The organism is Nesterenkonia sp. K-15-9-6, assembly GCF_052656005.1.
Window position 1 is genome coordinate 250,953 of record NZ_JBQYEY010000001.1, and the last position, 24,891, is coordinate 275,843.

22 protein-coding genes and 1 other RNA gene are annotated in these 24,891 nt (G+C 69.7%); 12 read left to right on the plus strand and 11 right to left on the minus strand.

Annotated elements, in window-relative coordinates; translation table 11 throughout:
• Positions 1–161: 161 nt before the first annotated feature.
• The 4 genes from SD455_RS01070 to SD455_RS01085 all read right to left on the minus strand — a co-directional run bounded on the left by SD455_RS01070 (position 162) and on the right by SD455_RS01085 (position 4,415).
• Entirely contained in the window at positions 162–1,628 is a 1,467-nt protein-coding gene (locus SD455_RS01070) for a glyceraldehyde-3-phosphate dehydrogenase (RefSeq protein ID WP_311024352.1), read from the minus strand.
• 200 nt (positions 1,629–1,828) lie between these two features.
• Positions 1,829–2,241, minus strand: an RNA gene (gene rnpB / locus SD455_RS01075) — RNase P RNA component class A.
• A gap of 169 nt (positions 2,242–2,410) precedes the next feature.
• Complete coding sequence (locus tag SD455_RS01080; RefSeq protein WP_445506993.1) at positions 2,411–2,914, minus strand: hypothetical protein; 504 nt, start codon at positions 2,912–2,914, stop codon at positions 2,411–2,413.
• A gap of 16 nt (positions 2,915–2,930) precedes the next feature.
• Positions 2,931–4,415 (minus strand): flotillin family protein, encoded by a 1,485-nt coding sequence (locus SD455_RS01085; RefSeq protein ID WP_311024354.1) that lies wholly within the window; start codon positions 4,413–4,415, stop codon positions 2,931–2,933.
• A gap of 248 nt (positions 4,416–4,663) precedes the next feature.
• Here SD455_RS01085 and SD455_RS01090 point away from each other — a divergent pair, with 248 nt between their 5' ends.
• From SD455_RS01090 to SD455_RS01100, 3 genes are all read left to right on the plus strand, one after another.
• Entirely contained in the window at positions 4,664–5,587 is a 924-nt protein-coding gene (locus SD455_RS01090; protein ID WP_311024355.1) for an ATP-binding protein, read from the plus strand.
• Positions 5,584–7,563: a VWA domain-containing protein gene (locus SD455_RS01095; protein WP_445506994.1), complete on the plus strand. Its 1,980-nt coding sequence runs from the start codon at positions 5,584–5,586 to the stop codon at positions 7,561–7,563. Before SD455_RS01090 ends, SD455_RS01095 begins: the two co-directional genes overlap by 4 nt.
• A 73-nt stretch (positions 7,564–7,636) precedes the next feature.
• On the plus strand, positions 7,637–8,419 hold the full coding sequence (locus tag SD455_RS01100) for a YaaA family protein (RefSeq protein ID WP_311024357.1): 783 nt from the start codon (positions 7,637–7,639) through the stop codon (positions 8,417–8,419).
• 86 nt (positions 8,420–8,505) lie between these two features.
• Here the strand turns inward: SD455_RS01100 and SD455_RS01105 are convergent, their stop codons facing one another.
• Together SD455_RS01105 and SD455_RS01110 are read right to left on the minus strand one after the other, a co-directional pair.
• Positions 8,506–8,958 (minus strand): reverse transcriptase-like protein, encoded by a 453-nt coding sequence (locus SD455_RS01105; RefSeq protein WP_311024358.1) that lies wholly within the window; start codon positions 8,956–8,958, stop codon positions 8,506–8,508.
• Between the two features lie 80 nt (positions 8,959–9,038).
• The gene (locus SD455_RS01110; protein ID WP_445506995.1) at positions 9,039–9,962 is read right to left on the minus strand and encodes a Nif3-like dinuclear metal center hexameric protein; all 924 of its coding nucleotides are present in this window, start codon (positions 9,960–9,962) and stop codon (positions 9,039–9,041) included.
• Positions 9,963–10,073: 111 nt separating this feature from the next.
• On the opposite strand from SD455_RS01110, the gene msrA reads away from it, so the two are divergent.
• From msrA to epsC, 3 genes are all read left to right on the plus strand, one after another.
• Positions 10,074–10,694 (plus strand): peptide-methionine (S)-S-oxide reductase MsrA, encoded by a 621-nt coding sequence (gene msrA, locus SD455_RS01115; RefSeq protein WP_445506996.1) that lies wholly within the window; start codon positions 10,074–10,076, stop codon positions 10,692–10,694.
• 103 nt (positions 10,695–10,797) lie between these two features.
• Complete coding sequence (gene cysK / locus SD455_RS01120) at positions 10,798–11,733, plus strand: cysteine synthase A (RefSeq protein ID WP_311024360.1); 936 nt, start codon at positions 10,798–10,800, stop codon at positions 11,731–11,733.
• Between the two features lie 155 nt (positions 11,734–11,888).
• Positions 11,889–12,476 (plus strand): serine O-acetyltransferase EpsC, encoded by a 588-nt coding sequence (gene epsC, locus SD455_RS01125; RefSeq protein WP_311024361.1) that lies wholly within the window; start codon positions 11,889–11,891, stop codon positions 12,474–12,476.
• 122 nt (positions 12,477–12,598) lie between these two features.
• On the opposite strand, the gene SD455_RS01130 is transcribed toward epsC, so the two are convergent.
• From SD455_RS01130 to zapE, 4 genes are all read right to left on the minus strand, one after another.
• Positions 12,599–13,834: a M14 family zinc carboxypeptidase gene (locus SD455_RS01130; protein ID WP_445506997.1), complete on the minus strand. Its 1,236-nt coding sequence runs from the start codon at positions 13,832–13,834 to the stop codon at positions 12,599–12,601.
• Positions 13,835–14,063: 229 nt separating this feature from the next.
• Entirely contained in the window at positions 14,064–15,506 is a 1,443-nt protein-coding gene (gene gndA, locus SD455_RS01135; protein WP_311024363.1) for an NADP-dependent phosphogluconate dehydrogenase, read from the minus strand.
• Between the two features lie 272 nt (positions 15,507–15,778).
• Positions 15,779–16,717 carry a polyphosphate kinase 2 gene (gene ppk2 / locus SD455_RS01140; RefSeq protein WP_085437035.1) on the minus strand — a complete coding sequence of 313 codons (939 nt, stop codon included), beginning with the start codon at positions 16,715–16,717 and terminating at the stop codon, positions 15,779–15,781.
• Between the two features lie 276 nt (positions 16,718–16,993).
• Positions 16,994–18,079, minus strand: a complete 1,086-nt coding sequence (gene zapE, locus SD455_RS01145) for a cell division protein ZapE (RefSeq protein WP_396954329.1) — start codon at positions 18,077–18,079, stop codon at positions 16,994–16,996.
• A 129-nt stretch (positions 18,080–18,208) separates the two neighbouring features.
• Here zapE and SD455_RS01150 point away from each other — a divergent pair, with 129 nt between their 5' ends.
• On the plus strand, positions 18,209–19,096 hold the full coding sequence (locus tag SD455_RS01150; RefSeq protein WP_311024365.1) for a sulfurtransferase: 888 nt from the start codon (positions 18,209–18,211) through the stop codon (positions 19,094–19,096).
• A 60-nt stretch (positions 19,097–19,156) separates the two neighbouring features.
• Positions 19,157–19,615 (plus strand): SufE family protein, encoded by a 459-nt coding sequence (locus SD455_RS01155; RefSeq protein WP_445506998.1) that lies wholly within the window; start codon positions 19,157–19,159, stop codon positions 19,613–19,615.
• Here SD455_RS01155 and SD455_RS01160 read toward each other — a convergent pair.
• The gene (locus tag SD455_RS01160; RefSeq protein ID WP_445506999.1) at positions 19,587–20,978 is read right to left on the minus strand and encodes an alpha/beta hydrolase family protein; all 1,392 of its coding nucleotides are present in this window, start codon (positions 20,976–20,978) and stop codon (positions 19,587–19,589) included. The genes SD455_RS01155 and SD455_RS01160 overlap by 29 nt on opposite strands.
• A 287-nt stretch (positions 20,979–21,265) precedes the next feature.
• On the opposite strand from SD455_RS01160, the gene msrB reads away from it, so the two are divergent.
• Genes msrB through SD455_RS01180 form a run of 4 tightly spaced genes read left to right on the plus strand, consistent with a single transcriptional unit; the run spans position 21,266 to position 24,787 of the window.
• Complete coding sequence (gene msrB / locus SD455_RS01165; protein WP_311024367.1) at positions 21,266–21,718, plus strand: peptide-methionine (R)-S-oxide reductase MsrB; 453 nt, start codon at positions 21,266–21,268, stop codon at positions 21,716–21,718.
• Positions 21,715–22,845, plus strand: coding sequence for a threonine aldolase family protein (locus tag SD455_RS01170; RefSeq protein WP_445507000.1), 1,131 nt, complete (start codon positions 21,715–21,717; stop codon positions 22,843–22,845). The genes msrB and SD455_RS01170 overlap by 4 nt, the downstream gene beginning before the upstream one ends.
• A gap of 21 nt (positions 22,846–22,866) precedes the next feature.
• The gene (locus tag SD455_RS01175) at positions 22,867–23,550 is read left to right on the plus strand and encodes a DUF3000 domain-containing protein (RefSeq protein WP_083277812.1); all 684 of its coding nucleotides are present in this window, start codon (positions 22,867–22,869) and stop codon (positions 23,548–23,550) included.
• Positions 23,551–23,557: 7 nt separating this feature from the next.
• Entirely contained in the window at positions 23,558–24,787 is a 1,230-nt protein-coding gene (locus SD455_RS01180) for an HRDC domain-containing protein (RefSeq protein ID WP_445507001.1), read from the plus strand.
• The last annotated feature ends 104 nt before the right edge of the window (positions 24,788–24,891 follow it).

A 24,891-nucleotide genomic window follows, 5' to 3' on the forward strand; every position in this document is an offset into this window, starting at 1 on the left:
CGGCAGAGCACGGCCCGCGGCAGAGGCCCCGGCGGCAGGATCCAGGTCCGGATCCCGCCGCCGGGGCCTCTGTCATACGGATGCCCTCCGACGTTCGGCGCCGCGCTGCAGGGGCGCTGCAGGGGCGGTGCGGAACGGCGCGCGTCGCCGCGGAGCCGCGTTCAGGCCGGCGTGGCGGCCAGCTCCTCGACGCGGGGGTACTTCACCGGGGCGGCATCGGTCATCTGCTCGAGGGTGCGGATGACCTGAGCGGAGTAGCCGAACTCGTTGTCGTACCAGACGTAGAGGATCGCCTGGCGACCGTTGACGATGGTGGCCAGGCCGTCCACGATGCCGGCCGCACGGGTTCCGACGAAGTCGGTCGACACGACTTCGGCGGAGTCGATGTAGTCCACCTGCTTGTGCAGCGGCCCTTCCAGGGATTCCCGGCGCAGGAACCGGTTGAGCTCCTCCTTGGTGGTCTCCCGCTCCAGCTCCAGGTTGAGGATGGCCATGGACACGTCCGGGGTGGGCACGCGGATCGCGTTGCCGGAGAGTCTTCCGGAGAGCTCAGGAAGCGCCTTGGCGACCGCTTTGGCCGCGCCGGTCTCGGTCAGGACCATGTTGAGCGCTGCGGACCGACCGCGCCGTTCTCCCTTGTGGAAGTTGTCGATGAGGTTCTGGTCGTTGGTGTAGGAGTGGACCGTCTCGACGTGTCCATGGTCGATGCCATAGGCCTCGTGCATGAGCTTCGCCACCGGGGTGATGGCGTTGGTCGTGCAGGACGCGGCGGAGAGGATGCGGTCCTCTTCGGCGATGTCACCGTGGTTGACGCCGAAGACGATGTTCTTGATGTCCCCCTTGCCAGGAGCGGTCAGCAGGACGCGGGAGACCCCTTCGGCCTGCAGGTGCTGGCTGAGCCCCTCCTCGTCACGCCAGCGGCCGGTGTTGTCCACCACCACGGCGTCCTGGATGCCATGGGCTGTGTAGTCCACGGCAGCCGGGTCGTTTGCGTAGATCACCTGGATGTAAGTGCCGTTGGCGATGATCGCCTGGTTCTCCTCGTCGAGACGGATGGAGCCGGCGAAGGGTCCGTGCACGGAATCCCGGCGCAGCAGGGAGGCACGCTTCGCGAGGTCGTTCTCCGAGCCGCGGCGGACCACGATCGCCCGAAGCCGCAGCCCGGAGGCGGAGGACGCGCGGCTGACGAGGATGCGGGCCAGCAGGCGCCCGATGCGACCGAAGCCGTAGAGCACGACGTCTCGCGGCTCGGAGCCGCCCTCGCCGCCGCGCCCCACCACCTCGGCCAGCTCCCGGCGCAGGAACTCGGTGAGGTCGGCGGAGCCCGAGGCCTTGAAGCGGGCGTTGAGCCGGGCGATGTCCACGCTGGCGGCCCCGAGGTCCAGGGTCGTCAGGGCCTCCACCAGCGGGAGAGTCTCGGAGATCGGGAGCTCAGTCTCGTCCACCTGGCGGGCGAAACGGTGGGCTTTGAGGATGTCGATGGCGGACTGGTTGACGAGCTTCCGTCCGTGGATTCCGGTCACCACGTTGTTCTCGCGGTAGAGCCGTCCGATCAGCGGGATCATGGCCTCGGCCATCGATTCCCGGTCGATCCACTGCTGGAGATGTTCGTCAGCGGGGTTCGGCACAGTCTGGTTCCTTCCGTGAAGACGTCATTGTCCTGGGCGGAGGCCTCGCGTCGGCGGTGTCGTCGCCGGGCGGGTGGTCGAAGCGTTCCTGGTTCCAGTCTAGAGCGTCGTCACGGCGACGAATGCCGCAGGGTCCGCCGCAGCGGCCGGATGTGATGCAGCACACTCCCGCCAGCCGGGATCGGCGGGCGGGACGTGGTGGGACGGGCCGGCCTGTACGCCGGATTCTGTGCCGCACCATGGTGCGGCGGCCATCATCCATCTGGGCACCGTGTCGCCACGGGCCTCGAGCGATCAACCCGGATGCTCGGGCGGGCCACCCTGATGACGCATCCTGTTCGACCTTGCACCGGATGGGGTTTGCCGAGCCGCGGCAGTCACCTGCCGCGCTGGTGGTCTCTTACACCGCCGTTTCACCCTTGCCCGCATCGCACGCCTCAGGCGGCTCAGCGGGCGGTCTGTTCTCTGTGGCACTGGCCTGCGGGTCTCCCCGAGTGGGCGTTACCCACCATCCTGCCCTGTGGTGTCCGGACGTTCCTCGACGTCGCAGTTATCCGCCGCACACCCTGGTGCTGGCGGGGCCTTGCGGCGCCGCGATGGCCCGGCCGACCCGTCCCGGAGGTCCATCGTACGCCAGTCTGGCGGCCCGCTCGCACCGCGGCCCCGCGGAGGTGACCGACCTCTCTTCCCGGAGATCGTCCCTCCGGTCCTGGCATCGGCGGCCTTCTCGACGTCGCACTCCGCCCCGGGGCGGCCGCCCGGTGCCGGCCAGCCGGAATCCTTCAGGGCCGAGCGCTCTGCCCCGTGACCCGGAGCCGAGTCGGCGACACGACCTCGGTGACCACCAGCTGGTCACCGTGGGAGACGTCATGCTCCGCCACCGCGGAGATCTTCAGGGGCTGCCCGCGGTGCGAGACCAGGAACTCGAAGGGGTCCCCGGCCGGGGCGCCCGTCAGGGCGCGGCCCGTGCGGCCCACCACATCCTCGAGACGCTCCTGCGGGACTTCGCCACTCCTGACCACCTTCATCGTGGCGCCCGTGATGCCGAGGACGACGACGGCGCTGAGTCCGGCCACGATCAGCGCTCCCGCCAAACCGAGGTCGAGAGCTCCCCGTCCGATCCATCCGCCGTAGCCGGCGCCGGCGACTGCGGCGCAGACTGAGGTGGAGGAGATCAGCCCGTCGGCGCCGAGATCAGGTATGACGGAGTCGAGCAGCCCGTCCAGGATGAAGGTCAGCGCCGTGAGCACGGTGAAGACCAGCGCCAGGACGACGAACCCGATCATCGTCGTGGACCCTCCGTCAGTCGCGGTCGTCGACGGAGAGGTCGTCGACGGAGGAGACGTCGCCGTCGGCGGTCTGAGGGTCTGACGCCGACCCCTGAGGGCCGACGACGCCGGCATCGACCGTTTCTGAGGAGCTCGAGCCCGAGGTGAAGTCACGCAGCAGCGCCCGCACATCGATGCCGAATGCGGAACTCGCCAGCTCCACGGCCTGATTGACGTTGTCCACGCCGTTCTTGACGACCTTGTTCGCGCCGGCCGAGTCGATCACGGTCAGGGAGTCGATGTTGTTCATGGGGGCTGCGGCCTCCCGGGCGATCTCCGGCAGCGCCTCGATGATCCGATCCATGATGGCCGCCTGCCCGAAGCTGCGGTAGGCCTCGGCCTTCTCACGCAGCGCAGAGGCCTCCGCCTCGCCCTTCTCGCGGATGGCCGCAGCCTCTGCCTCACCTTCGAGCCGGATGGCGCGGGCTTCCTTCTCGCGGCGCTCCAAGTCGGCCTGGGCGGCGAGGCGGACCCGCTCGGCCTGAGCCTGCGCCTCGGCGACTTCGGCGACGCGCCGGGCCTCGGCCTCCTGCTCGGCCCGGTAGCGGTCGGCGTCGGCCTGCTTGTGGACCTCGGCCACGAGCTCCTGCTCACGAAGCTCGGCCCGGCGCTCCGCCGTCTCACGCTGCTGGTCCACCACCGCGCGCTGAGCCTCCGCCTCGGCGCGCGGGCCGGCCGCAGCCGCCTTGGCCTTGGCCTGGTCGGTCTCCTCGCGAATGGTGGCGTCCCGCAGATCGAGCTCACGCTGTGATTCGAGGATCTCCTGCTCGGCGGCGATGCGGGCACGTTCCGACTCCCGCCGCGCGTTCTCCTCGGCGATGTCCGCGTCGCGCTTGACCTTGGCGGCCTCCGGACGGCCGAGGTCGACCAGGTAGTCGTTGTCGTCCCGGATTCCTTGGATCTGGAAGGCATCCAGCAGCAGGCCCTGATTGGTCAACGTGGACTCGGACTCGTCCAAGGCGCGGGAGGCGAAGGCCTCACGCTCCCGATTGACCTGCTCCACCGTCATCGTGCCGAGGATGGAGCGCAGCGACGCCTCCAGGACGTCCTTGGTGAAACGCTCGATCTCCTGCTGCTGCCCCAGGAACCGCTGGGCGGCGGCGCGGATCGAGTCCTCCTTGCCGTCGACCTTCACCAGTGCCACGGCCTCCACATGGAGGTTGATGCCGTTCTGGGTGATCGCCGACGTCTCCAGGAGCACCTTCCGGGACTCCAGGGAGATGGAATCGGCCTTCTGGACGAAGGGCAGGACGAAGACCCCACCGCCCTGGACGATCTTCTGACTGGCGGGAAGTTCGGAGTCCGGGCTCCGCTTGGACCCTGAACCGGAGACGATGATCGCCTCATTGGGCTTCGCGACGCGATAGCGGGCCACGACCGCCGCCGCCGCGATCACGACGACGAGAATCAGGCCGATGATGGGGACGAGCAGACTCGCCCCGAGGAATGTCTCGAGCATCAGGTCAGTACCTCTCCAGCTGGAAGTCCGTCAGACGTGCCTCGGTGCAGGTCGGGAGGACGGGAGGCCGCGCGCACCGTCCGCCACCGCGGCGACCAGCCGTCTCCGCAGGTCAGAATCACCCAGATCCCTCACGCCTGTGTCCAGCGAGCGTATCAGTGAGCTCCAGCACACTGAAGCGCTGTGACGGCGCCGTCAGACGCACCTTTTATTGCGAACGTCTCGCATTTATCGTAGGGTCGTCGCCTGTGTTTCCCTTCACCGCTGTGCTCGGCCAGGACGAGCTGAAGAACTGTCTGATGCTGTGCGCCGTCGACCCGGAGATCTCCGGCGTGCTGGCTCTCGGCGACCGCGGCACCGCCAAGACCACCACCATCCGAGCGCTGGGTCACCTGCTCTCGGCCCATGGAGTCGAGATGCCCGTGGCGGAACTCCCCCTGGGGGCCGCTGAGGATCGGGTCGTGGGCAGTCTGGACGTGGACAGGGCCCTTCGCGGAGAGATGGTCTTCGCCCCCGGGATCCTGGCCGAGGCGCACGGCGGCATCCTCTACATCGACGAGGTCAATCTGCTCGATGACTTCCTGGTGGACCTGCTCCTCGACGTCTCCGCGTCAGGGGTGAACCGCGTGGAGCGGGACGGTCTCAGCCACGTCCATCCCGCGCGATTCGTGCTGGTGGGCAGCGGAAACCCTGAAGAGGGCGAGCTGCGCCCCCAGCTGCAGGACAGATTCGGCCTCGCCACCGAGGTCCGCACCATCCGCGACCTGCGTCTGCGTCGAGAGATCGTCCAGCGTCGGCTGGAGCACGACGCCGACCCGGCGAGGTTCGCCGCGCTGCACCAGGACCGCGAGGCCCGGCTCGCCGAACGCATCCTCCGTGCGCGGGAGAGGCTCAGGCACGTCGAGGTCCCGGAGCGCGTGCTCGACCGTGTCGTCGACGTCTGCGTGGAGTCCGGCGCCGTGGGCCATCGCGCCGACCTCGTCCTGGCCAGGACCGCACGGGCGCTGGCAGCGATGGCCGGCCGTGACGCGGCGACGGAGACGGACGTCGCGCAGGCCGCCGCCCCCGCGCTGCAGCACCGTACGCCGGCCCGACCGGGTGAGAGCGCCACCGTCCAGGCGGCCCGGGTCAAGCTCACCGCGGCCCGCGTGCTGGGACTGCGCGCGGCATGAGCTCCCGCCGCCGGCTCGCCGAGGACCTGGCCGACACCAGGTCGAACGCGCCTGACGGTCCTTGGGAGCCGGTGATGGAGGCCTGGACGGCTGGGGCTGAATGTGGCCTCCTGTGCACCGGCGACCCGGTGCTGGCCCAGACCGCCTTTCGGCGGCTGCAGGACCACGCCGACGTCGTAGTGGGCCACCCGGACCGGTGGGAGTCCGACCAGCTGGCCATGATCGACCGCTCCAGGGTCCTGGCGCTGGCGGAGACGATGGGCGAGGTCCCGGCTCCGCTGCTGCGACGGTGCACGGCGATCCTGCGGTTCGACCCGCCGGGGACGCGCTCTGCCCGGACGTCCCCGGACCAGCCCGAGCTGACGGGGACCGCGCTCGAGGGCGAGGACCTCCTCACCGCCGTCGTGATGATGCTCGACCGAGCCGGGTGCCAGGACCATGGCCTCGACGTGGCCGCCTCCCGGTTGGCCATCTCGCTGAGCGTCAGGATCGGCAGCGGACGTGCGGCGGACCTCGTGGCGCGCACCGTCGCGGTTCCTCGCGCCGCCTGCACCTCCGCGACGGAGGATCCGGGGATTCCGCCCCTCCAGGAACCGACCGGAGCTGACGATCCCTCTGACACAGAGCCACCATCTGGCCCGGACTCCCCCTCAGTCTCCGCAGTGTCCGGTCCCGCCCCGGACTCCCCCTCAGTCTCCGCAGTGTCCGGTCCCGCCCCGGACGATCCGAGCGATGGGCCAGATGCCGACGACGGGCCCGCTCAGGACGGACCGACCCCAGAGGACCGGACGGACACCGGCTCTCCCCCCGATGCGCCGACGCCCGAGACGACAGCCGGGGAGTCCTCGGATGCGCGGGAGGTCGGCTCGGAGGACGAACCTCAGGCTGGGGACCACGCCCCGGCCTGTCACGACGGCCCCCTCGAGGGGATCGACGGCGCACAGCACGACGCCAGGGCGGAGAGCACCACAGCAGAGGGGCCCACCGCCCGGGAGACCACCGCCCAGGAGACCACTGCCCAGAAAGGCGGCCCGCCCGGAGGTGCTGCGAGCCTGGACGACCCCGGCGCGCTCGAGCTCGCCCTGCCTGACGCGCCCGAGGGGCAGCTCGACTGCCCCACCGGGATCCACGCCACGCTGCGAGCACCGCTCAGCCAGCGCAGAGCCCTGGCCCGTCGGCACCTGGACGGCCGCGACGGTTCCCGGAGCCGGTCCCAGCACCGGGGGGCCGCCTTCCGGGAGGTGGCCGTCGAGCGTGCCGGCGGCATCATCGCAGCTGCGCCCACTCTCCGCCGGGCCGCCCGCCGTCGGGGTCTCGGCCGCCGGAGCGAAGGGGACATGCCAGGCCGCCGGCCGCTGGAGTCGAGCTCCAGGCAGGATCCTGCCGAATCCCAGGCTCAGACGCCCACCGCTTCCGCCGCCGACGTCGTGGTCCGACGTGAGGATCTGCGCGGAGTGCTGCGTCGACGCCGCGGAGGGACACACAGCGTGATCGTCATCGACGGCTCTTCCTCCCTGCGCAGCTCCGGCCTCTCGCAGGCCTCACGCACGCTGTCCGATCTGGTGAGCAGCACCGCGTCACGGCGCGGGACGGTTTCGGTGGTCCTGGCGGCCGGATCCGTGCCACGGCTGCTCGTGGGACGCACCACCAGTGCCGCCCGAGCCCGACTGTCCCTGGACCGGGTCCCCGCCGGAGGCGGCACTCCCCTGGTGCCGGCGCTGGACCTCGCCGCCGAGCTCCTCGAGGCCGAGGAGCCCCAGCATCGGCGGGTGCTGTTGGTGACCGACGGTCTGCCGACCGTCGGCCGCGGCGGGAGGCACCTGCCTCCCCGGACAGCCCAGGAGGAGCTGCGGCTCCGCATCGGTGAGCTGGTCGTCGACGGCACGGACGTGGCCGTCATCCCGGTGGGGGCGAGGTCGACCAGCACACGTCAGGCGATGGACTCCCTGCGACGCGCCGGTGCGCGGGTGCTCTGAGGTCAGGCCAGAGCCCAGCACGGCGCCATGGGCCGGTCCGCGGCACCGAGCAGACCGCTGGTAGCCTGCTCCGGTGCTGATCTTTCTCCCTCCCTCCGAAGGCAAGACCGCTCCGGACCCTGACGGTACGGCGCGGCTGGACCTGGACTCGCTGATCCTGCCGGAGCTCGCCGAGCAGCGGCGCACCGCCGTTGACGCCCTCATCCGGGTGAGCCGACAGTCCGACGCGCAGGAGATCCTCAAGGTCGGCGCGAAAGTCATGGGCGAGGTGGAGCGCAACCAGCAGCTCTGGGAGGCACCCGCCGCACCGGCCCATGACGTCTACACGGGGGTGCTCTTCGAGGCGCTCGGAGCGCCTGATCTGTCGGCCACTGCGCTGGGGCGCGCGGCGGAGAAGGTGCTGGTCTTCTCGGGCCTCTTCGGAGCCACGTCGTTCACGGACCGGATCCCGGCCTACCGGCTGTCCATGGGTGTGGACCTCTCCCCCGCCGCCGGAGACGGACCGGGCCGACTCGGCGGGTACTGGCGAGGTGCCCTGGCGGAACCGCTGCGTGAACGGGTCGGCGACCAGCTGGTGCTGGACTGTCGCTCCTCCGGCTATGCGGCGGCCTACCGTCCGCACCCGGAGCAGACTCTGGTGGTCAACAGCTTCACCGAGCGTGAGGGCACGCGGAAGGTCGTGACCCATTTCGCCAAGCACGCCCGAGGAGAGCTCACCGGCATGGTGCTGCGCGCCGAGCAGATGCCCGAGACCGTGGATCAGGTGGCCGAGCTGGCGGCCGAACGCTGGGACGTCGAAGTCCGCCCGGCGGCTGGTCGCACGCCCCACCAGCTGGATCTCATCGCCGCAGGCTGAGCCTGCGCGCGGCCCGAGCCTCCGGCGCTCGAGTCCGGCCCTCGGAAGCGGGGCAGAGGACCCGCCCCCTGAGGATCCCGCCCTGCTCAGGCGCCGGGCCGCACGCGGCTTTTCGCCGGATCCCAGTCCTGGCCGGCGGCGGCGGCGTCCATGGCCTCATTGCTCAGCGCGTCGGCGTCGCCGTTCTGGGCACGCGGGATCCAGGTGAAGGTCACGTTCATCAGCGGCAGGATCTGGGAGGCCTCCTGGGCCAGCCGCTTCATGTCGGCGTGCTTGATCTTCCATCGACCGCTCATCTGCTCGACCACGAGCTTGGAGTCCATGCGCACCTCGACGGCGGCCTCGGGGTCGATCTCCCGCACCAGCTTCAGGCCGTCGATCAGTCCGGTGTACTCAGCCACGTTGTTGGACGCCTTCCCGATGGGCGTGGCCTTGGTGGCGAGGATGCGGCCGGCCTCGTCGCGGACGAGGGCTCCTGCACCGGCGATGCCCGGGTTGCCGCGGCTGCCGCCGTCGGCCTCGATGATCAGAGTGGTCACGTCTCTCCTGTCAGGTCCTGCAACGGGTCGATGGCGTCGCCGGGCGCATCCTCACCGAGAGGAGGACGCTCTCCGCCGGTTCACCGGCCAGGAGTGATGACGAAGTCCCAGGGGTCGGTGTTGATGCCGCTGACGGCGACCTCCACATCGTAGCCGCGATCCGCCAGGGCACGGTCCAAGGCCTGGGCCGCGGCGGGCAGCCACAGCCATTCGCTGGCGAAGTGGGAGACGTCGATCAGGTAAGGGCGTCCGTCGCGCACCGCCTCCCGCGCCTCGGATGCCGGATGGTGTCGAAGGTCACCGGTGATGTACACATCGGCGTCTGCCTCACGGGCGGCACGCAGCAGACCGTCGCCGGCGCCGCCGCACAGTGCCACACGCCGGATGAAGGCATCCCGATCCCCGGCCACCCGCACCCCTCCGGCGACGGCAGGCAGGATCGAGAAGACCGTGGCGGCGAAGTCGCCCAGCGTAGTGCCCTGGGGAAGGGAGCCGATCCTGCCCAGCCCTTCCTCCGCGAGCCCGTCTTCGGCGGCCTGCAAGGGCTTCGCATCCTCGAGGCCGAGGATCTCCGCCAGCACGTCGTTGACCCCTCCGACCGCCGAGTCGCCGTTGGTGTGGGCGGTCAGCAGGGCACATCCGGACTCGATGAGCCGGTGCACGATCTCGCCTTTGAACGACCCCGCCTCGACGCTCTGCACCGGCCGCAGCAGCAGCGGATGATGGGTGATCAGCAGGTCCGCCTCGGCCGAGCACGCCTCCTCCACCACCGTGCGCACGGGATCGACGGCGAAATGGATCAGCTCCACGGGCCGATCCCGCCGGCCCGTCACGAGCCCGACGGCGTCCCAACTCTCCGCCAGCGAGGACGGCCACAGCTCCTCGATGATCTCGAGCACGTCCTGCAGCAGCGGCACACGGCGGCCTGCGGCCACAGGAGGCGCGGGGGCGACACCGGACGGAGCCGGTGAGGAGTGGGTTCCAGGGCCGGAATGGTCTGCCATGCCACCAGTTCTACCCTCTCCGCGGGGATATCACCAGGGACGCACCGGGCGATGAAAGCGGTCGGCGCCGCGCCCCGGAATGGCCGAAGGGCTCGGGGAGTTGTCTCAGGCATGAGCCCAGCCAGCAGGACGAACACCCCGGGGGCCGGCGAGCGGCCCCCAGGCCAGCACGATGCCAGCCCGCACGGTCCACGCAGGTCCCGCACGGTGGTGCTGGCGGCCGGCTGCTTCTGGTGCTTGGACTCCCTGGCCCGTCGCCTCGCCGGCGTCACCGCCGTGCGCAGCGTCTACACCGGGGGCACCGGACCGGCCGAGTACATCGCCGTCTGCAGCGGGACCACCGGTCATGCCGAGGCCGTCGAGATCACCTATGAGCCCGACACCCTGCCCACGGAGGTCCTCCTGGACGTCTTCTTCAGCTGCCACGACCCGACCTCCCTCAACCGCCAGGGGTACGACGTCGGCACGCAGTACCGGTCGGCGATGTTCTACGCCGACCGCACCGAGCGCGAAGAGTTCGCAGAGGCCGTGGCCCGCGTCCAGGCAGCCTACGACCGTCCGATCGTCACCACGCTGGAGCCCCTCGGGAGGGTCTTCGAGGCCGAGCCGGAGCACCAGGGCTTCCATCTGCGCCGCCCCGACGTGGGCTACTGCCGCGTGATCATCGACCCCAAGGTCTCGGCGCTGCGCCAGCGTTACGCCCCGTGGCTCCGTGACGGAGCCCTCGTCTGATCAGCAGATAGAGTCAGGATCGGGGCTGTCGTCGTCCCGCCGACGGCGTGCCGCCCTCCTGCGCGTCCGATCCCACCACCCTCACGGAAGAGGTTTCACCACCATGGCCAAGATCCTGGACAACATCACCCAGGCCGTCGGCGGCACTCCGCTGGTGCGGCTCAATCGGCTCGACGCCGACCTGCCCGGCAATGTGGCGGTCAAGCTGGAGTTCTACTCGCCGGCGCATTCCGTCAAGGATCGCATCGGCACGGCCATCGTCGACGCCGCGGAGGCCGCCGGCGTCCTGAAGCCGGGTGGGACGATCGTGGAGGGCACCTCCGGCAACACCGGGATCGCCCTGGCCATGGTCGGCGCGGCGCGGGGCTACCGGGTGGTGCTCACGATGCCGGAGACCATGTCGACTGAGCGCCGGGTCATGCTGCGGGCCTTCGGCGCCGAGATCGTGCTGACCCCCGGCGCCGACGGGATGCGCGGCGCCGTGGAGAAGGCCAAAGCCATCGTCGAGGAGACCGAGAACTCCATCTGGGCCCGTCAGTTCGCCAATGAGGCCAACCCGCAGGTCCACTACAGCACCACCGGTCAGGAGATCTGGGAGGACACCGACGGCGCCGTCGACGTCCTCGTCTCCGGCATCGGCACCGGCGGGACCATCACCGGCGCGGGACGCCGGCTCCGCGAGCACAAGCCGGACCTCCACATCGTCGCCGTCGAGCCTGAGGACTCCCCGATCCTCTCCGGCGGGACCCCAGGGCCGCATAAGATCCAGGGCATCGGTCCGAACTTCGTCCCTGACATCCTCGACCGCGAGATCTACGACGAGGTCATCACCGCCAACCTCGACAAGGCCCTGGAGACTGCGCGCCAGCTGGGCACGCAGGAGGGGATCCTCGGGGGCATCTCCACCGGGGCCAACGTGGCCGCCGCCCTGGACGTGGCGGCTCGCGAGGAGTTCCGGGACAAGCTCATCGTCACCGTCGCCTGTGACTTCGGCGAACGTTACATCTCCACGCTCCTCTACGAGGACATCCGCGGCTGACCCATCGGCCGACGTCTGACCTGAGCCTGTCCCGCCTGAGCCCGCCCTGACCTGGGACTGCTCCACGTTCCGCGGCCAGGCCGACTGGCCGCGGACGGCACCGCGCCGATACCCTGCTGTGACCCGCCGTCGACGTCGAAAGGCACCGATCCACCTTGGGAATCATCAAGCGTCTGCGTGAGGACATCCGTTCCGCGCGCGAGCACGATCCGGCCGCCCGCAGCGACGTGGAGGTGGCTTTGGTCTACTCCGGTCTGCATGCCATCTGGTCCCACCGGGTGGCCCACCGGATGTGGCAGCACCGGCCCCTGAAGACCCCCGCCCGGGCTCTCTCCCAGGTGACCCGCAGCCTGACCGGCATCGAGATCCACCCCGGGGCCCAGATCGGTCGTCGGTTCTTCATCGACCACGGCATGGGCGTGGTGATCGGCGAGACGACCGAGATCGGCGATGACTGCATGCTCTATCAGGGCGTCACCCTCGGCGGCCGCTCGCTCGAGGCGGTGAAACGGCACCCGACCCTGCAGGACGGCGTGGTCGTCGGCGCCGGCGCCAAGGTGCTCGGGCCCGTGGAGATCGGCAGCGGCTCCGCCATAGGAGCCAACGCCGTGGTCGTGAAGTCGGCGCCGGAGAACTCCATCCTCACCGGCATCCCGGCGAAGGACCGGAAGCGCCGTGACGAGGAGCGGCAGCCCGCCGTCGACCCCGCGGAGTATGCGCTCGACCCGGCACTGTTCATCTGAGTCGCGGCGCTCCTCTCCTGAGGCGCTGACCACCTCCTGACCACCTCAGGAGCCGACACGACGGAGGCGGCGGCCCCGGTCCTCACCGGGTCCGCCGCCTCCGCGCCGTCTGCAGGGTGGTCTCACACCTCGTCGACCGGGATCACACCGCCCCAGTCCGTGAAGTAGTACTCGACCGGCGCGTGGGGGATCTCCTCCCAGGTCTGCGGGTCCAGGTCGACGGTGTCGCCGGTGGCCAGGCCTGCGAGCCAGGACTCCACACCCAGGATGTTCTGCTGGATGAAACGGCCCCGTCCCCGTTGTCCGAGGTCGCCGTCGCGAGTGTTGCCGGAGGTCTCGAAGAAGATCGCCGCGTTCGCGTGTCCGGCAGAGTTGAGCCCCTGCCAGTCCAGTCCCAGCATCATGGCGGAGACCACGCCCCCGCGGATGTCGATCACCTGACCGCCGCCGACGTCGTACCGATCGGTGGAGATGTGGCCGCGGTGACGCGTGTCCAGCCAGACCTGGGAGGCCATCTGACGGGTGAGCACATCGAACTCGCCGTCACGGATGTCCGGCAGCGTGGGGCCGCCCGGTGCCAAAGAGATGCCCAGCGAGAAGGTGATCGGCTCTCCCGTCTCCGGATCGCGCTTCCGCCCCTGATGGTGGATGTCCAGCGCGTAGCTGGGCCGGACCCTGGTCCAGTACTCGTACCAGGCCCGGGATTCGCGCGCCAGGAACCCCTCCAGCGTCCAGTCGCGGTTCAGATCCACCGTGAGCTCTCTGCCGTCGTCGTCGGTGCGTGGAGCGTCCGTCTCCGTGTCCCAGAGCGTGGTGGTCCGGGTGTTCATCTCCGAACCGTCAGGGTTGTACATCGGGATGATGTGCAGGGTGAACTCGTCCCGCAGCAGCTCAGCAGTCTGCTGGCCGCTGCTGCCCAGCTCCTTGAGCACGGCCAGGGTGGCCTCGACGCCGTAGGGCTCGTCCCCGTGGATCCGGCCCTGGATCCAGACGTGCCGGTCCCCGTGCCCCACCTGGGCGACGTAGAGGTCACGACCCTGCTCCGAGTGGGTCTCTGCGGTCCCCACCTCGGCGAGCGTGGTGACGGTGACCCGCCCCCGGGAGGTGTGTTCGATCTTCCGCAGCTCGCGGATCATGTCGTCGTAGCTGCGGATCGCCTGTGTCGGTGTCTCCGCCTGTGAGGAGTCCCCGGGATATGCTGCGGCGGCCTGCAGGCCGATCGGCAGCAGAGCGAGGGCACCGAGGCTTGCCAAGGCCGCCCGGCGCGAGACCCGGGAGTCGCCGAGACGGGCGGACGGGTTGGATCCTGGCGTCTGACCTGGGTCAGTTGGATGCGCGAACGATGAAGTGTGAGTCATATCACGTCATCCTAGAGCATCGCTCCGTCTGCCCGGGGCCCTGCACTCCGGCTCCGGCGTCGCCGAAAAGTGCATCCCACGCCGAAGGCCCGGTCTGCGACGCCCGCCATCATGGGCGCGCCGCAGACCGGGCCTCCGTCACGTCTGACTCTGTGGGACCAGCCTCGGGCAGAAGACCTGCGACGTCGTCGGCAGGGACTGCACCGCCGGCGTCGCCGCCTGGGCCGACTCAGGCCTCGATCTCGGTCCGATCGCCGGACCAGAGGGTGTGGAAGGTCCCGTCCTTGTCCACACGCTCATAGGTGTGCGCGCCGAAGTAGTCGCGCAGCCCCTGCGTCAGAGCGGCCGGGAGACGATCGCGGCGCAGGCTGTCGTAGTACGCCAGCGAGGAGGCGAAGACCGGAGCGGGCACGCCGTGCTGCGCGGCTGCGGCGACCACACGACGCCAGGCCGGAAGGCACTCGTTGATGGCCTCGGTGAACTCCTCGGCCAGCAGGAGGTTCTTGGGGCGATCCTCGGCGTCTGCGTCGTAGGCCTTCATGATGGTGTCCAGCAGGTCGGCCCGGATGATGCAGCCGGCGCGCCAGAGGGAGGCGATGGACTTCAGGTCGAGGTCCCATCCGTACTCCTGACCGGCGGCGACCAGCATGTCGAGACCCTGGGCATAGGCCACCAGCTTGGAGGCGTAGAGGGCCTTGCGCACGTCCTCGACGAAGTCGGAGCCGAACTCTGCCGCCGGGGCATTCTCATCGATGCCCGAGCTGAAGGCCGCGTTGGTCTCGGCCCGCAGATCACGCTGCGAGGAGATGGAGCGGGCGAACACCGACTCCGCGATCGCGGTCACCGGGGACCCGACCTCCAGCCCGGAGATGGCCGTCCAGCGGCCGGTGCCCTTCTGGCCCGCAGAGTCCACGACGACGTCGACCAGCGGACGGCCGGTCAGTTCGTCCTCCTGCTCCAGGACCTCCGAGGTGATCTCGATCAGATACGACGCCAGGTCCGTCGTGTTCCATTCCCGGAACACCTTGGCCTGTGCGGCGGGCTCGAGGCCTGCGAGGCTGCGCATCAGGTCGTAGGCCTCGCCGATGACCTGCATGTCGGCGTACTCGATGCCGTTGTGCACCATCTTCACGTAGTGGCCCGCGCCGTCGGTGCCGACCCAGGCGCAGCAGGGCTCATCGTGGTACTGGGCGGCGATCTTCTCCAGCATCGGGCCCAGCGTCTCATAGGACTCCTGGGATCCGCCGGGCATGATCGAGGGGCCGTTGAGCGCACCCTCCTCACCGCCGGAGACACCGACGCCGACGAAGTGCAGTCCCTTGGCCCGCAGCGCCTCCTCACGGCGACGCGTGTCCGGGTAGTGGGAGTTGCCGGCGTCGATGATGATGTCGCCCTCGTCCAGAAGAGGCACCAGATCCTCGATGACCGCGTCGACCGGAGCTCCGGCCTTGACCATGATGAGCACCCGCCGCGGGCGCTCCAGCGACTCGACGAGCTCGGCGAGGGTCTCGGTGCGGACGAAGCTGCCCTCGTCCCCGTGAGCCTCAAGCAGGGCATCGGTGCGGGCCACCGACCGGTTGTGCAGGGACACGGTGTAGCCGTTGCGGGCCAGGTTCCGTGCCAGGTTGGCCCCCATCACGGCCAGTCCGGTCACGCCGATATCGGCACTCATGCAGTCTCCTTATCGAGGTCTGGTGATCGATCGAGTGCATCCTAATCCCGTGACGTTTCCGGGATGGCGCAGTCTCCTCATGCCGCCTCCACCCTGTGGTGAGGCCGCGGAAGGTGCTCAGATGACACGATGCTCGCCGTCGACGGTCGACGACGACCGAGGAGGCGAGCGTGTCCACTCTATCGCCTCAAGCCCCCGAATGTGATGACCATTGCGTCCGGCGGCTGCGCAGGAGGTCTCGGAGAGACCGCCCGTGGGGTCCTGACGGGCCCTCAGTCGCCCACGGCGTCGCGGCCGCGGCGGACGATCAACGGATCGGGCTCCCCGACCACCTCGTGGTCCTTGCCCTCGTACTCGAACTGGCTGAGGAAGTAGCGCATGGCGTTGAGCCGTGCCCGCTTCTTGTCGTTGGACTTGATGGTGATCCAGGGCGCGTGGTCCGTGTCCGTCCGGCGGAACATCTCCTCCTTGGCGTCGGTGTAGGCCTCCCACCGGTCCAGCGACTCCAGGTCCATCGGGGAGAGCTTCCACTGCCGCACGGGGTCGATCTGACGGATCGCGAACCGGGTGCGCTGCTCCTTCTGGGTCACGGAGAACCAGAACTTCGTCAGGTGGATCCCTGCGTCGACGAGCATCTGCTCGAACTGCGGCGCCTGCCGCATGAAGACCTCGTACTCGTCGTCGGAGCAGAATCCCATGACCCGTTCGACTCCGGCTCGGTTGTACCAGGAGCGGTCGAACAGGACCATCTCGCCGGCAGTGGGCAGATGGTCGACGTAGCGCTGAAAGTACCACTGTCCGCGCTCCCGGTCGGACGGCTTGTTCAGGGCCACCACCCGCGCGGTCCGGGGGTTGAGGTGCTCGGTGAAGCGCTTGATGGTGCCGCCCTTGCCGGCCGCGTCCCGTCCTTCGAAGACCAGCACGTGCTTGAGCCCGTAGTCCTCGGCCCAGTACTGGAACTTCAGCAGCTCCACCTGCAGGTGGTACTTCTCCAGCTCATAGATGTCGCGCTCGAGCCGCTGCTCGTAGGGGTAGTTCTCCTGCCAGGTCTCGACCGCGTTGCCCTGCGGGTCGATGAGGTCGGGATCCGGAGTGTGACCGTCCTGGACGGTGTAGCCGCCTTCACGGAGCCGGTCGATGAACTCGCGCAGGTTCTCCCGGGGGGCCTGGTTCAGATCTCCCACGATGTCCTGCACCTGGTCTCTGATCATGCTGACGCTCCCCTTCTCTGATCCGACGGCATCCAGCCAACCAGACGCCGATGAACGCCCCGTTAACTGCCCGCGGGTGTGGCCGGATGCGGCGACGGATCCTGGGACCGGGGCTCGGCGGACGGCCGATGGTGAGGATCGAGTCTACGCCTCTCGACTGCGCAACACATCCGGTGCCGCGCCGACGGCACGGCTCACGGACCGGCTTCGGGTGGTGCTGCCGCTGGTGCCGCCAGTGGTGCTGCCGAATGGGCAGGAGGCTGAGCGGCACACCCCTCAGAGCGCCTGCTCCCCCATCTGCCCCGAGCGGGCCAGCGCCGTGAGACGCGACACGGCGCGGTGGTACTTCTTCATGTATCCCCCGGACATCATCTCCTCGGTGAAGAGCTGGTCGAAGGGCACGCCCGAGGCGATGATCTTCACATCCTGGTCGTAGAGGCGGTCCGCCAGCACCACGAAGCGCAGCGCCAGCGACTGAGCGTCGATGGTGGTGACGTCCTTGAGCACCAGGACCTCCACTCCGCTGATGAGCTGGCGGTAGCGGCTCGGATGGACCTGGGTGAGATGCGCGGTCAGCGCGTCGAAGTCGTCGACGACGATCTCCGCCTCACGGTGATGTGCGTGGGCGAACTCCTCGAGCTGCTCGGTCGCGAGCGGGGGCGGGGCCTCCGGCAGGCCTCGATGCCGGAAGTCCTCCCCGTCGACGCGCACCACGGAGAACTGATCGGCCAGGACCTGGATCTCCCGTTGGAAGTCGGACGCGGCGAAGCGCCCCTCCCCGAGCGAGCCCGGCAGCGTGTTCGAGGTCGCGGCGAGCTTGACGCCGGCATCGGTCAGCTCGCGCATCAGTCGGGACATCAGCACCGTGTCTCCGGGGTCGTCGAGCTCGAACTCGTCGATGCAGACCAAGCTGTAGTCGGAGAGCACGTCCACCGTGCGGCGGAAGGACAGGGCACCGACGAGATTGGTGTATTCCACGAAGGTCCCGAAGGCGCGCTGTCCCGGTGAGGCGTGGTAGAGAGATGCGAGCAGATGCGTCTTGCCGACCCCGAAGCCGCCGTCGAGATAGATCCCCCCGGCGCGCTTCGTGGCGGCCGCCCGCGAGGATCTGCCGCCGAAGAGCCGAGACAGCAGGCCCCCGGAGCCCCGCGAGGACCCGACCGTGCCGGCGAAATCCCGCAGCGCCTCCACCGCCTCGGCCTGGGAGGGGTGTCCAGGGTCCGGGATGTAGGAGTCGAAGGAGACTTCGGAGAATCGGAAGGAGGGCTGCAGCCCCTCCAGGAGCTCCCCGACGCCGACCTGAGGGCTCCGGCGGCTCAGCGGTGTGGCATCAGGTGTGGCATCAGTCGGCATGAGGGCCATGCTACCCACTGGCGTGCTCCCCCGGCGCATGACGGTTCATGACGTGCGATGGGAACAGAACCGGTGCCTCGATACGCTGAACACAGGTGAAGCGACGATCGTCAGCGACCCGAGAGAGAGGCTCTGCAGATGAGCGAGAAGGACTTCAGCCAGTACGCCCACCCCGAGAAGCTCGTGTCCACGGACTGGGTGGCCGAGCACAAGGACGACGACGGCATCGTCCTCGTCGAGTCGAACGAGGACGTCCTGCTCTACGAGACGGGGCACATCCCCGGTGCCGTCAAGATCGACTGGCACACCGAGCTCAACGACCCGATCACCCGGGACTTCCTCGACGGCGAGCATTTCGCGGAGTTCGCGGCGTCGAAGGGCATTAGCCGGGACACCACCGTGGTGTTCTACGGCGACAAGTCGAACTGGTGGGCCGCCTACGCCCTCTGGGTGTTCACCCTGTTCGGGCACGAGGACGTCCGACTGATGGACGGGGGCCGACAGAAGTGGATCGCTGAAGGTCGTGACGTCACCACCGAGCGGACCGAACCGACCCGTGCCGACTATCCGGTGATCAGCCGTGACGACTCCACGTTCCGCGCTTTCCGTGAGGATGTCTTCGAGCACTTCGGCAAGCCCCTGGTCGACGTGCGCTCCCCGCTCGAGTACTCGGGTGAGCGCACCCACATGGAGGGCTACGAGGAGGAGGGCTCCCTGCGCGGTGGCCACATCCCCTCGGCCGCCTCCGTCCCGTGGGCCCGAGCCGCCGAGGAGGACGGCACCTTCAAGCCCCGCGAGGAGCTGGAGCGCATCTACCGTGAGGAGGCCGGCATCGGGGAGGCGGACGAGGTCATCGCCTACTGCCGGATCGGCGAGCGGTCCTCGCACACCTGGTTCGTCCTCCAGCACCTGCTCGGGCACCGCCACGTCCGCAACTACGACGGCTCCTGGACGGAGTGGGGCAACTCGGTCCGTCTGCCCATCGCCGTCGGCCAGGAGCCGGGCGAGGCGCCCACAGGCCGCTGAGCCGTTGAGCGGGCGGGGCGCCGGACGACGTATCCCGCCGCGCTCTCCTATCCTGGAGACATGATGACCACCACCACCGCCGGCCTTCCCGAACCGCTGGCTGAGATCGTCGAGGAGTTCCAGGCGGTCCCGGACCAGCAGAAGCTGGAGCTGCTCCTGGAGCTCTCCCGCGAGCTGCCGGACGTGCCGGAGCAGTATCAGGACCGTGCCGACACCATGGAGCAGGTGGTGGAGTGCCAGACCCCGCTGTTCCTGGCCTTCGAGTTCGACGACGAGGCCCGCACCGCGGAGATCATCTTCGCCGCCCCGCCCGAGGCCCCGACGACCCGCGGCTTCGCCTCGATCCTGCATCAGGGACTCAGCGGGCTCAGCTACGACGAGATCCTGGCCACCCCGGAGGACGTCCCGACCCGGCTGGGCCTGGCGAAGGCCATCACACCGCTGCGCCTGCGTGGCATGTCAGCCATGCTCGGCCGCATCAAGCGCAATGTCACCGAGCACGTCGCGTCGTTGAGCTGAGGTGGGCCGGGGCGTCACCGGTGAACAGCTCGGCGACCCACTGCTCCACGCTGCTCTCCCAGCGCTGGGGGTCGTGGTTCCACTCCTTGACATGCCGCGCCTGGGTGAAGGGCACGAAGCTGACCTTCTCATTCCGCTCGGCAAGGTTCCGCGACGGAGCGTAGGGGACGACGTCGTCGTCGCTGCTGTGCAGGATCAGAGTCCGCACATGCAGCTGCTCGGCGCGGTCGATCCAGTTCAGCGCCTTGAGATCCACCGGTGCGGCCAGTCCGGTGACCCGTCGGCCCGCGGGATGGGAGATGAACCAGCGGCCGAGCCGCCCCACCGCCTCCGGGATCCTGTTGGCCCGTGCCTGGTAGGCGAGCACGTCGATCCAGTCGACCACCGGTCCGGTGAGCACCAGGCCACGGATGGCCGGGGCCAGCCGGGAGCGGTCCGCAGTCTGCAGCGCCACCGCGCCGCCCATGGACCACCCGAAGAGCAGGACGTCCTCGGCGCCCTGGTCCAGGGCGTGCTGCACGGCGGCGTCGACGTCCTCCCACTCGGTGATGCCCAGGCCATACCGCCCGTCAGGAGCGTCAGGCGCCTCGCCGTCGTTCCGGTAGGAGATGAGCAGCGAATCGATGCCGAGGCGGTCGGCGACCCCCAGGGCGCGGATGCCTTCGGTGCGGCGTCCGCCCCGTCCATGGACCATGATCGCCCACACGTTGCGGTCTGCCAGCGGACCGGTGCGCGTCCGCGGGGGCACGTGCCAGGCCGGTGCGGGCCCGCCGGGCAGGTCGATCAGCACGTCCTCGAAAGGATGACCGGCATCCGCCGGGGTCGGGTCGGGCACCGAGGTCCACCAGCCGCGCGAGACCTTGCGGAGGTCTCCGTGATAGACCTTCTCCACCCGCCGGGCGATCGTGCCGTCCCGCGGACTGAAGGAGGTGATCTCTCCGATGCGTGCGCTGGCACGGCCGCCATGGAAGTTCAGGCCGTAGGTCCCCGGCACCACGGTCTCGGGCGTGGCAGGCAGGATGACTTCGTCACCGTCGGCTCCGCGCACCACCGCCAGGACCTCCAGGTCCTCCACGTGCTCCTTGACGGGAGTGACCACCATGCGGGCGAAATAGCCGGCCAGCCCGGAGGCGGCCCCCGCCAGGGCCATGCCTGCGGCCAGCCCCGTGCCGGCCCCGAGCGCCGAGGCCCGCACCCAGGGCGTCTTGGGCTCGGTGTTCGCGGGAGCAGCGGCCAGCGACTCACGGAGCCGCCGCAGCGGCGCCGTCAGACGCGCACTCGGGCTCCGTCGGGCAGGTGAGGCACCATCTGGCTGGTGGCCTCCGAGACCACTCGGACGACGGTCGGCGATGCGGGGTGACATGTCTGGGAGGCCTCCACAAGGTCGGTTCCGGATGGCTGGAGGGCCACGATGCCCAGGTCACAGCTTACGCGCGACGTCCTGCGGAGGCATCCAGGGAAGCGGCGGAGCCCGGTGCGCGTTGCACCGTCTGAGGAGCGCGACGCTCTTTGCCGCCGTGCCCTGCTCGTCCGGGTGGGCGATGCGGGCCACTGTGGGCCTCAGACCGCGTGCCGCCGTCGATGCGATGATCGTGATGCGGCGGACGTGGTGCGACGAACGTGATGCGACGAACGTGATGGGATGGAGCCATGAGCACTGACCAGACTGACCCCGATGCCCGCCCGCCAGGAACCGCGCCTGACTTCGCCTCTCTGTCCGACGCCCAATGGCGCGACCGTCTGACCCCCGAGGAGTACTACGTGCTCCGCCAGGGCGGCACCGAGCGGCCCTTCACCGGGGACCATGGGCCTACCACCCAGGCCGGGGTGTATCTCTGCCGCGCCTGCGGCGCGGAGCTGTTCACCTCCCAGACCAAGTTCGACTCCCGCTGCGGCTGGCCCAGCTTCTACGAGCCCGCGACGGGAGCGAACGTCCGGCACCTGCGCGACACGTCGCTGGGGATGGAACGTGTGGAGGTCCGGTGCGGCTCTTGCGACTCCCACCTGGGACACGTGTTCTCCGGCGAGGGCTTCGACACTCCCACCGACCAGCGATACTGCATCAACTCCGTCTCGATGCGCTTCGAGGAGGCCGACGAGTGACCAGCACTGATGAGATCATGCCCGGTCTCCAGACCCTCGACGGACCCGTCGGCCCCGATGCCCCGGCGACTCCCGACCCGACCTTCGCCTCCGACAACACCGCGGGAGTCTCGCCGGAGGTGCTGGAGGCCATCGCCCGGGCCAACGGCGGCGCCGCGGTGCCCTACGGCGACGACCCCGTCACCACCCGCCTGGAGCAGGTCGTCAGGGACCAGTTCGGTCCGTCCGCAGAGATCTTCCCGGTGTTCAACGGCACCGGTGCCAACGTCGTCTCGCTGCAGGCCCTCCTCCCGCGCTGGGGCGCGGCGATCTGCGCGCGCCAGGCTCACGTGAACACTGACGAAGGTGCCGCCCCGGAGCGGCTCGGCGCACTGAAGCTGCTGGCCCGTCCCACACCGGAGGGGAAGCTGACGCCCGCCGACGTCGAGGCTGAGCTCGGAGCCCAGGGCTTCGTCCACGCCGCGCAGCCCCTGGCGGTCACCCTGACCCAGTCCACCGAGCTGGGGAGCCTCTATTCGCCCGCCGAGATCGCGGCGGTGGCGGACCGCGCCCACGCGGCGGGACTCGGGGTCCATATGGACGGCGCCCGCCTCGCCAACGCCGCCGCCGCCCTCGGCGTCTCCCTGCGCGAGGTGACCACCGACGTCGGCGTCGACGTGCTGAGCCTGGGCGGGACCAAGAACGGTGCGCTGGCCGCGGAGGCCGTCGTCGTGCTGGACCCGACCAGAGTCCGCGGCACCGACTACATCCGCAAGTCCTCGATGCAGCTGGCCAGCAAGCAGCGCTTCGTCTCCGCCCAGCTGCTGGAGCTCTTCGGCACCGACCTGTGGCGCAGCAACGCCGAGCACGCCAATGCGCAGGCCCGTCTGCTCGGCGAACGCCTCGCGACGCTCGAGGGCATCGACCTCCCCGCGCCGGCGCAGGTGAACGCCGTCTTTCCCAAGATGCCGGCGACGGTGGTGGAGCAGCTGCAGTCCCGGTATCTCTTCCATGTGTGGGACACCGCGCCGGACGGCGACCCCGTCGTCCGTCTGATGTGCTCCTTCCAGACCACCGAGGCGCAGATCGATGAGTTCGTGGACCATGCGCGGGCCGCGCTCACGGCGCGCCTGCCCGATGCTCGCTGATCCTGTTCATAGGCTGGACGCGTGACAGCACTCGGCCCAGCCGGATCTGCCGCAGGACGTGGTCCCGGCCCGCAGATCTCCACCCCCGGCATCGACGACCTCCCGGAGTCGTTCCGTTCCGCCCTGGGAGAGCTGCGGCGTGCCCGTCCCCGCACCGAGGCGCAGGTGGACGAGATCCCTGCCCCGGTCAAGCTGGCCCCGTACGCGGTGGCGCTGCGCGCCGAGGTCCTGGACCCCGGCGCGCGGACCCCGCTCCACGGACCGGCTCGGCTCCGCCCAGCACCCGAGGATGCTGAGCTGCTCGCCACCGGCCGCTTCATCCTGCTCCACGACCCGCAGGGCCAGGAGACCTGGGGCGGGACGTTCCGTGTGGTGATCTACATCCGCGCCGAGCTGGACGCGGACATGGGCAACGACCCCCTGCTCGCCGAAGTCGCCTGGACCTGGCTGAGCGACTCGCTGGATCAGTGCGGTGTCGAGCACAGCCACGCCGGCGGCACCGCCACACGCATCCTGTCCGAATCCTTCGGCAGCCTCGAAGATCGTCAGGCGAGCAACACCGTCGAACTCCGGGCCTCCTGGACGCCCAGCGGGCCTCGGCTGGGCCGACACCTGGAGGCCTGGGCGGATATGGTCTGCAGCTTCGCCGGTCTGCCTCCCCTGCCCGACGGCGTGGTGGCCCTGCCGCATGTCAGGAGGATCTGACCACTCTATGGAGGACCAGGACGAGCACCTTCCCCCTCTGCTCACCGAGCCCGCCGACGGCGTACCGTTCGTCATCGACACCGCACGTGGACTGCAGCGGTGCGCCGAGGCGCTGGCTGCCGGCCACGGCCCCGTGGCGGTCGACGCAGAGCGTGCCTCGGGTTTCCGCTACGGCCAGAGAGCGTTCCTCGTGCAGCTCAAGCGCGAGGGATCCGGGCTCTGGCTCATCGACCCGGAGCCCTTCGACACACTCGTCCCGCTGCAGCGGGCATTGGGCGGCGCCGAGTGGATCCTGCACGCCGCCTCCCAGGACCTGCCCTGCCTGGCCGAGCTGGGCATGCACCCCCATGCGCTCTTCGACACCGAGCTGGCCGCCCGGTTGGCCGGCCTGCCGCGTGTGGGGCTCGGCGCCGTGGTGGAATCCCTGCTGGGGGTCCGGCTGGCGAAGGAGCACTCGGCGGCCGACTGGTCTCGCCGCCCGCTGCCGCAGGACTGGCTCCGCTACGCCGCACTGGACGTCGAGCTGCTGATCGAACTGCGGGAGAAACTCAGCTCCCTGCTGGGGGAGCAGGGCAAGTCCGACTGGGCTGCCCAGGAGTTCGAGCATGCCCGCACCCATCGGCCCCCGACGGTGCCGCGCCATGATCGCTGGCGCCGCACCTCGGGGATCAACCGGCTCAAGAGTCGACGCGGGCTCGCGGTGCTGCGCGAGCTCTGGCGCGCTCGAGAGCACCTGGCGGAGCAGAAGGACGTCTCTCCGGGGCACATCCTGCCCGACTCGGCCCTGGTGGCCGCAGCCCTGGAATCTCCCACCACCGTCCCCCAGCTGCTCGCCGTTCCGGGTTTCCACGGGCGGGCGGCCAAGCGGGAGGCTCCCCGGTGGCTGCGCGCCGTAAGGGCCGGCGCCACGTCCCAAGACCTTCCGGATCTGCAGCGCCGCACCGGTGGCCCGCCCCCTCCACGCTCGTGGAAGGAGCGCCACCCGTTGGCATTCCGCCGATACCGCACCGCCAGGGAACGTCTGACGTTCCTCGCCGAACGCCTGGAGATCATGCCGGAGACTCTGCTGACCCCGGCTGTCCTGAAGCAGCTGTGCTGGGATCCCCCGGCCCAGATCGACCTGGACTCGATCGCGGCGGCCCTCACCGCGCTGGGCGCCCGGCCCTGGCAGGTCGACCAGACGGCCGCGGTGGTCACCGTGGCGCTGCTGGACCCCGATCCTCTCAGCGACCTCTGATCGCCCTCGGCAGCCTCCACCTGTTGCCCGCGCCTTACTCCACAGCAGGTGAGCCGTGCCTGCACACGCTGCGGCGTCGTCGTCACGGGGCCGCGCTGGCCTCT

What these genes read in the sequence shown, in the direction of transcription:
- SD455_RS01080 (WP_445506993.1), bottom strand. Translation starts at nt 2,914, where the DNA reads ATGATCGGGTTCGTCGTCCTGGCGCTGGTCTTCACCGTGCTCACGGCG.
- SD455_RS01085 (WP_311024354.1), bottom strand. Translation starts at nt 4,415, where the DNA reads ATGCTCGAGACATTCCTCGGGGCGAGTCTGCTCGTCCCCATCATCGGC.
- SD455_RS01095 (WP_445506994.1), top strand. Translation starts at nt 5,584, where the DNA reads ATGAGCTCCCGCCGCCGGCTCGCCGAGGACCTGGCCGACACCAGGTCG.
- SD455_RS01110 (WP_445506995.1), bottom strand. Translation starts at nt 9,962, where the DNA reads ATGGCAGACCATTCCGGCCCTGGAACCCACTCCTCACCGGCTCCGTCC.
- msrA (WP_445506996.1), top strand. Translation starts at nt 10,074, where the DNA reads ATGAGCCCAGCCAGCAGGACGAACACCCCGGGGGCCGGCGAGCGGCCC.
- cysK (WP_311024360.1), top strand. Translation starts at nt 10,798, where the DNA reads ATGGCCAAGATCCTGGACAACATCACCCAGGCCGTCGGCGGCACTCCG.
- SD455_RS01130 (WP_445506997.1), bottom strand. Translation starts at nt 13,834, where the DNA reads ATGACTCACACTTCATCGTTCGCGCATCCAACTGACCCAGGTCAGACG.
- gndA (WP_311024363.1), bottom strand. Translation starts at nt 15,506, where the DNA reads ATGAGTGCCGATATCGGCGTGACCGGACTGGCCGTGATGGGGGCCAAC.
- ppk2 (WP_085437035.1), bottom strand. Translation starts at nt 16,717, where the DNA reads ATGATCAGAGACCAGGTGCAGGACATCGTGGGAGATCTGAACCAGGCC.
- zapE (WP_396954329.1), bottom strand. Translation starts at nt 18,079, where the DNA reads ATGGCCCTCATGCCGACTGATGCCACACCTGATGCCACACCGCTGAGC.
- SD455_RS01150 (WP_311024365.1), top strand. Translation starts at nt 18,209, where the DNA reads ATGAGCGAGAAGGACTTCAGCCAGTACGCCCACCCCGAGAAGCTCGTG.
- SD455_RS01155 (WP_445506998.1), top strand. Translation starts at nt 19,157, where the DNA reads ATGATGACCACCACCACCGCCGGCCTTCCCGAACCGCTGGCTGAGATC.
- SD455_RS01160 (WP_445506999.1), bottom strand. Translation starts at nt 20,978, where the DNA reads ATGTCACCCCGCATCGCCGACCGTCGTCCGAGTGGTCTCGGAGGCCAC.
- msrB (WP_311024367.1), top strand. Translation starts at nt 21,266, where the DNA reads ATGAGCACTGACCAGACTGACCCCGATGCCCGCCCGCCAGGAACCGCG.
- SD455_RS01180 (WP_445507001.1), top strand. Translation starts at nt 23,558, where the DNA reads ATGGAGGACCAGGACGAGCACCTTCCCCCTCTGCTCACCGAGCCCGCC.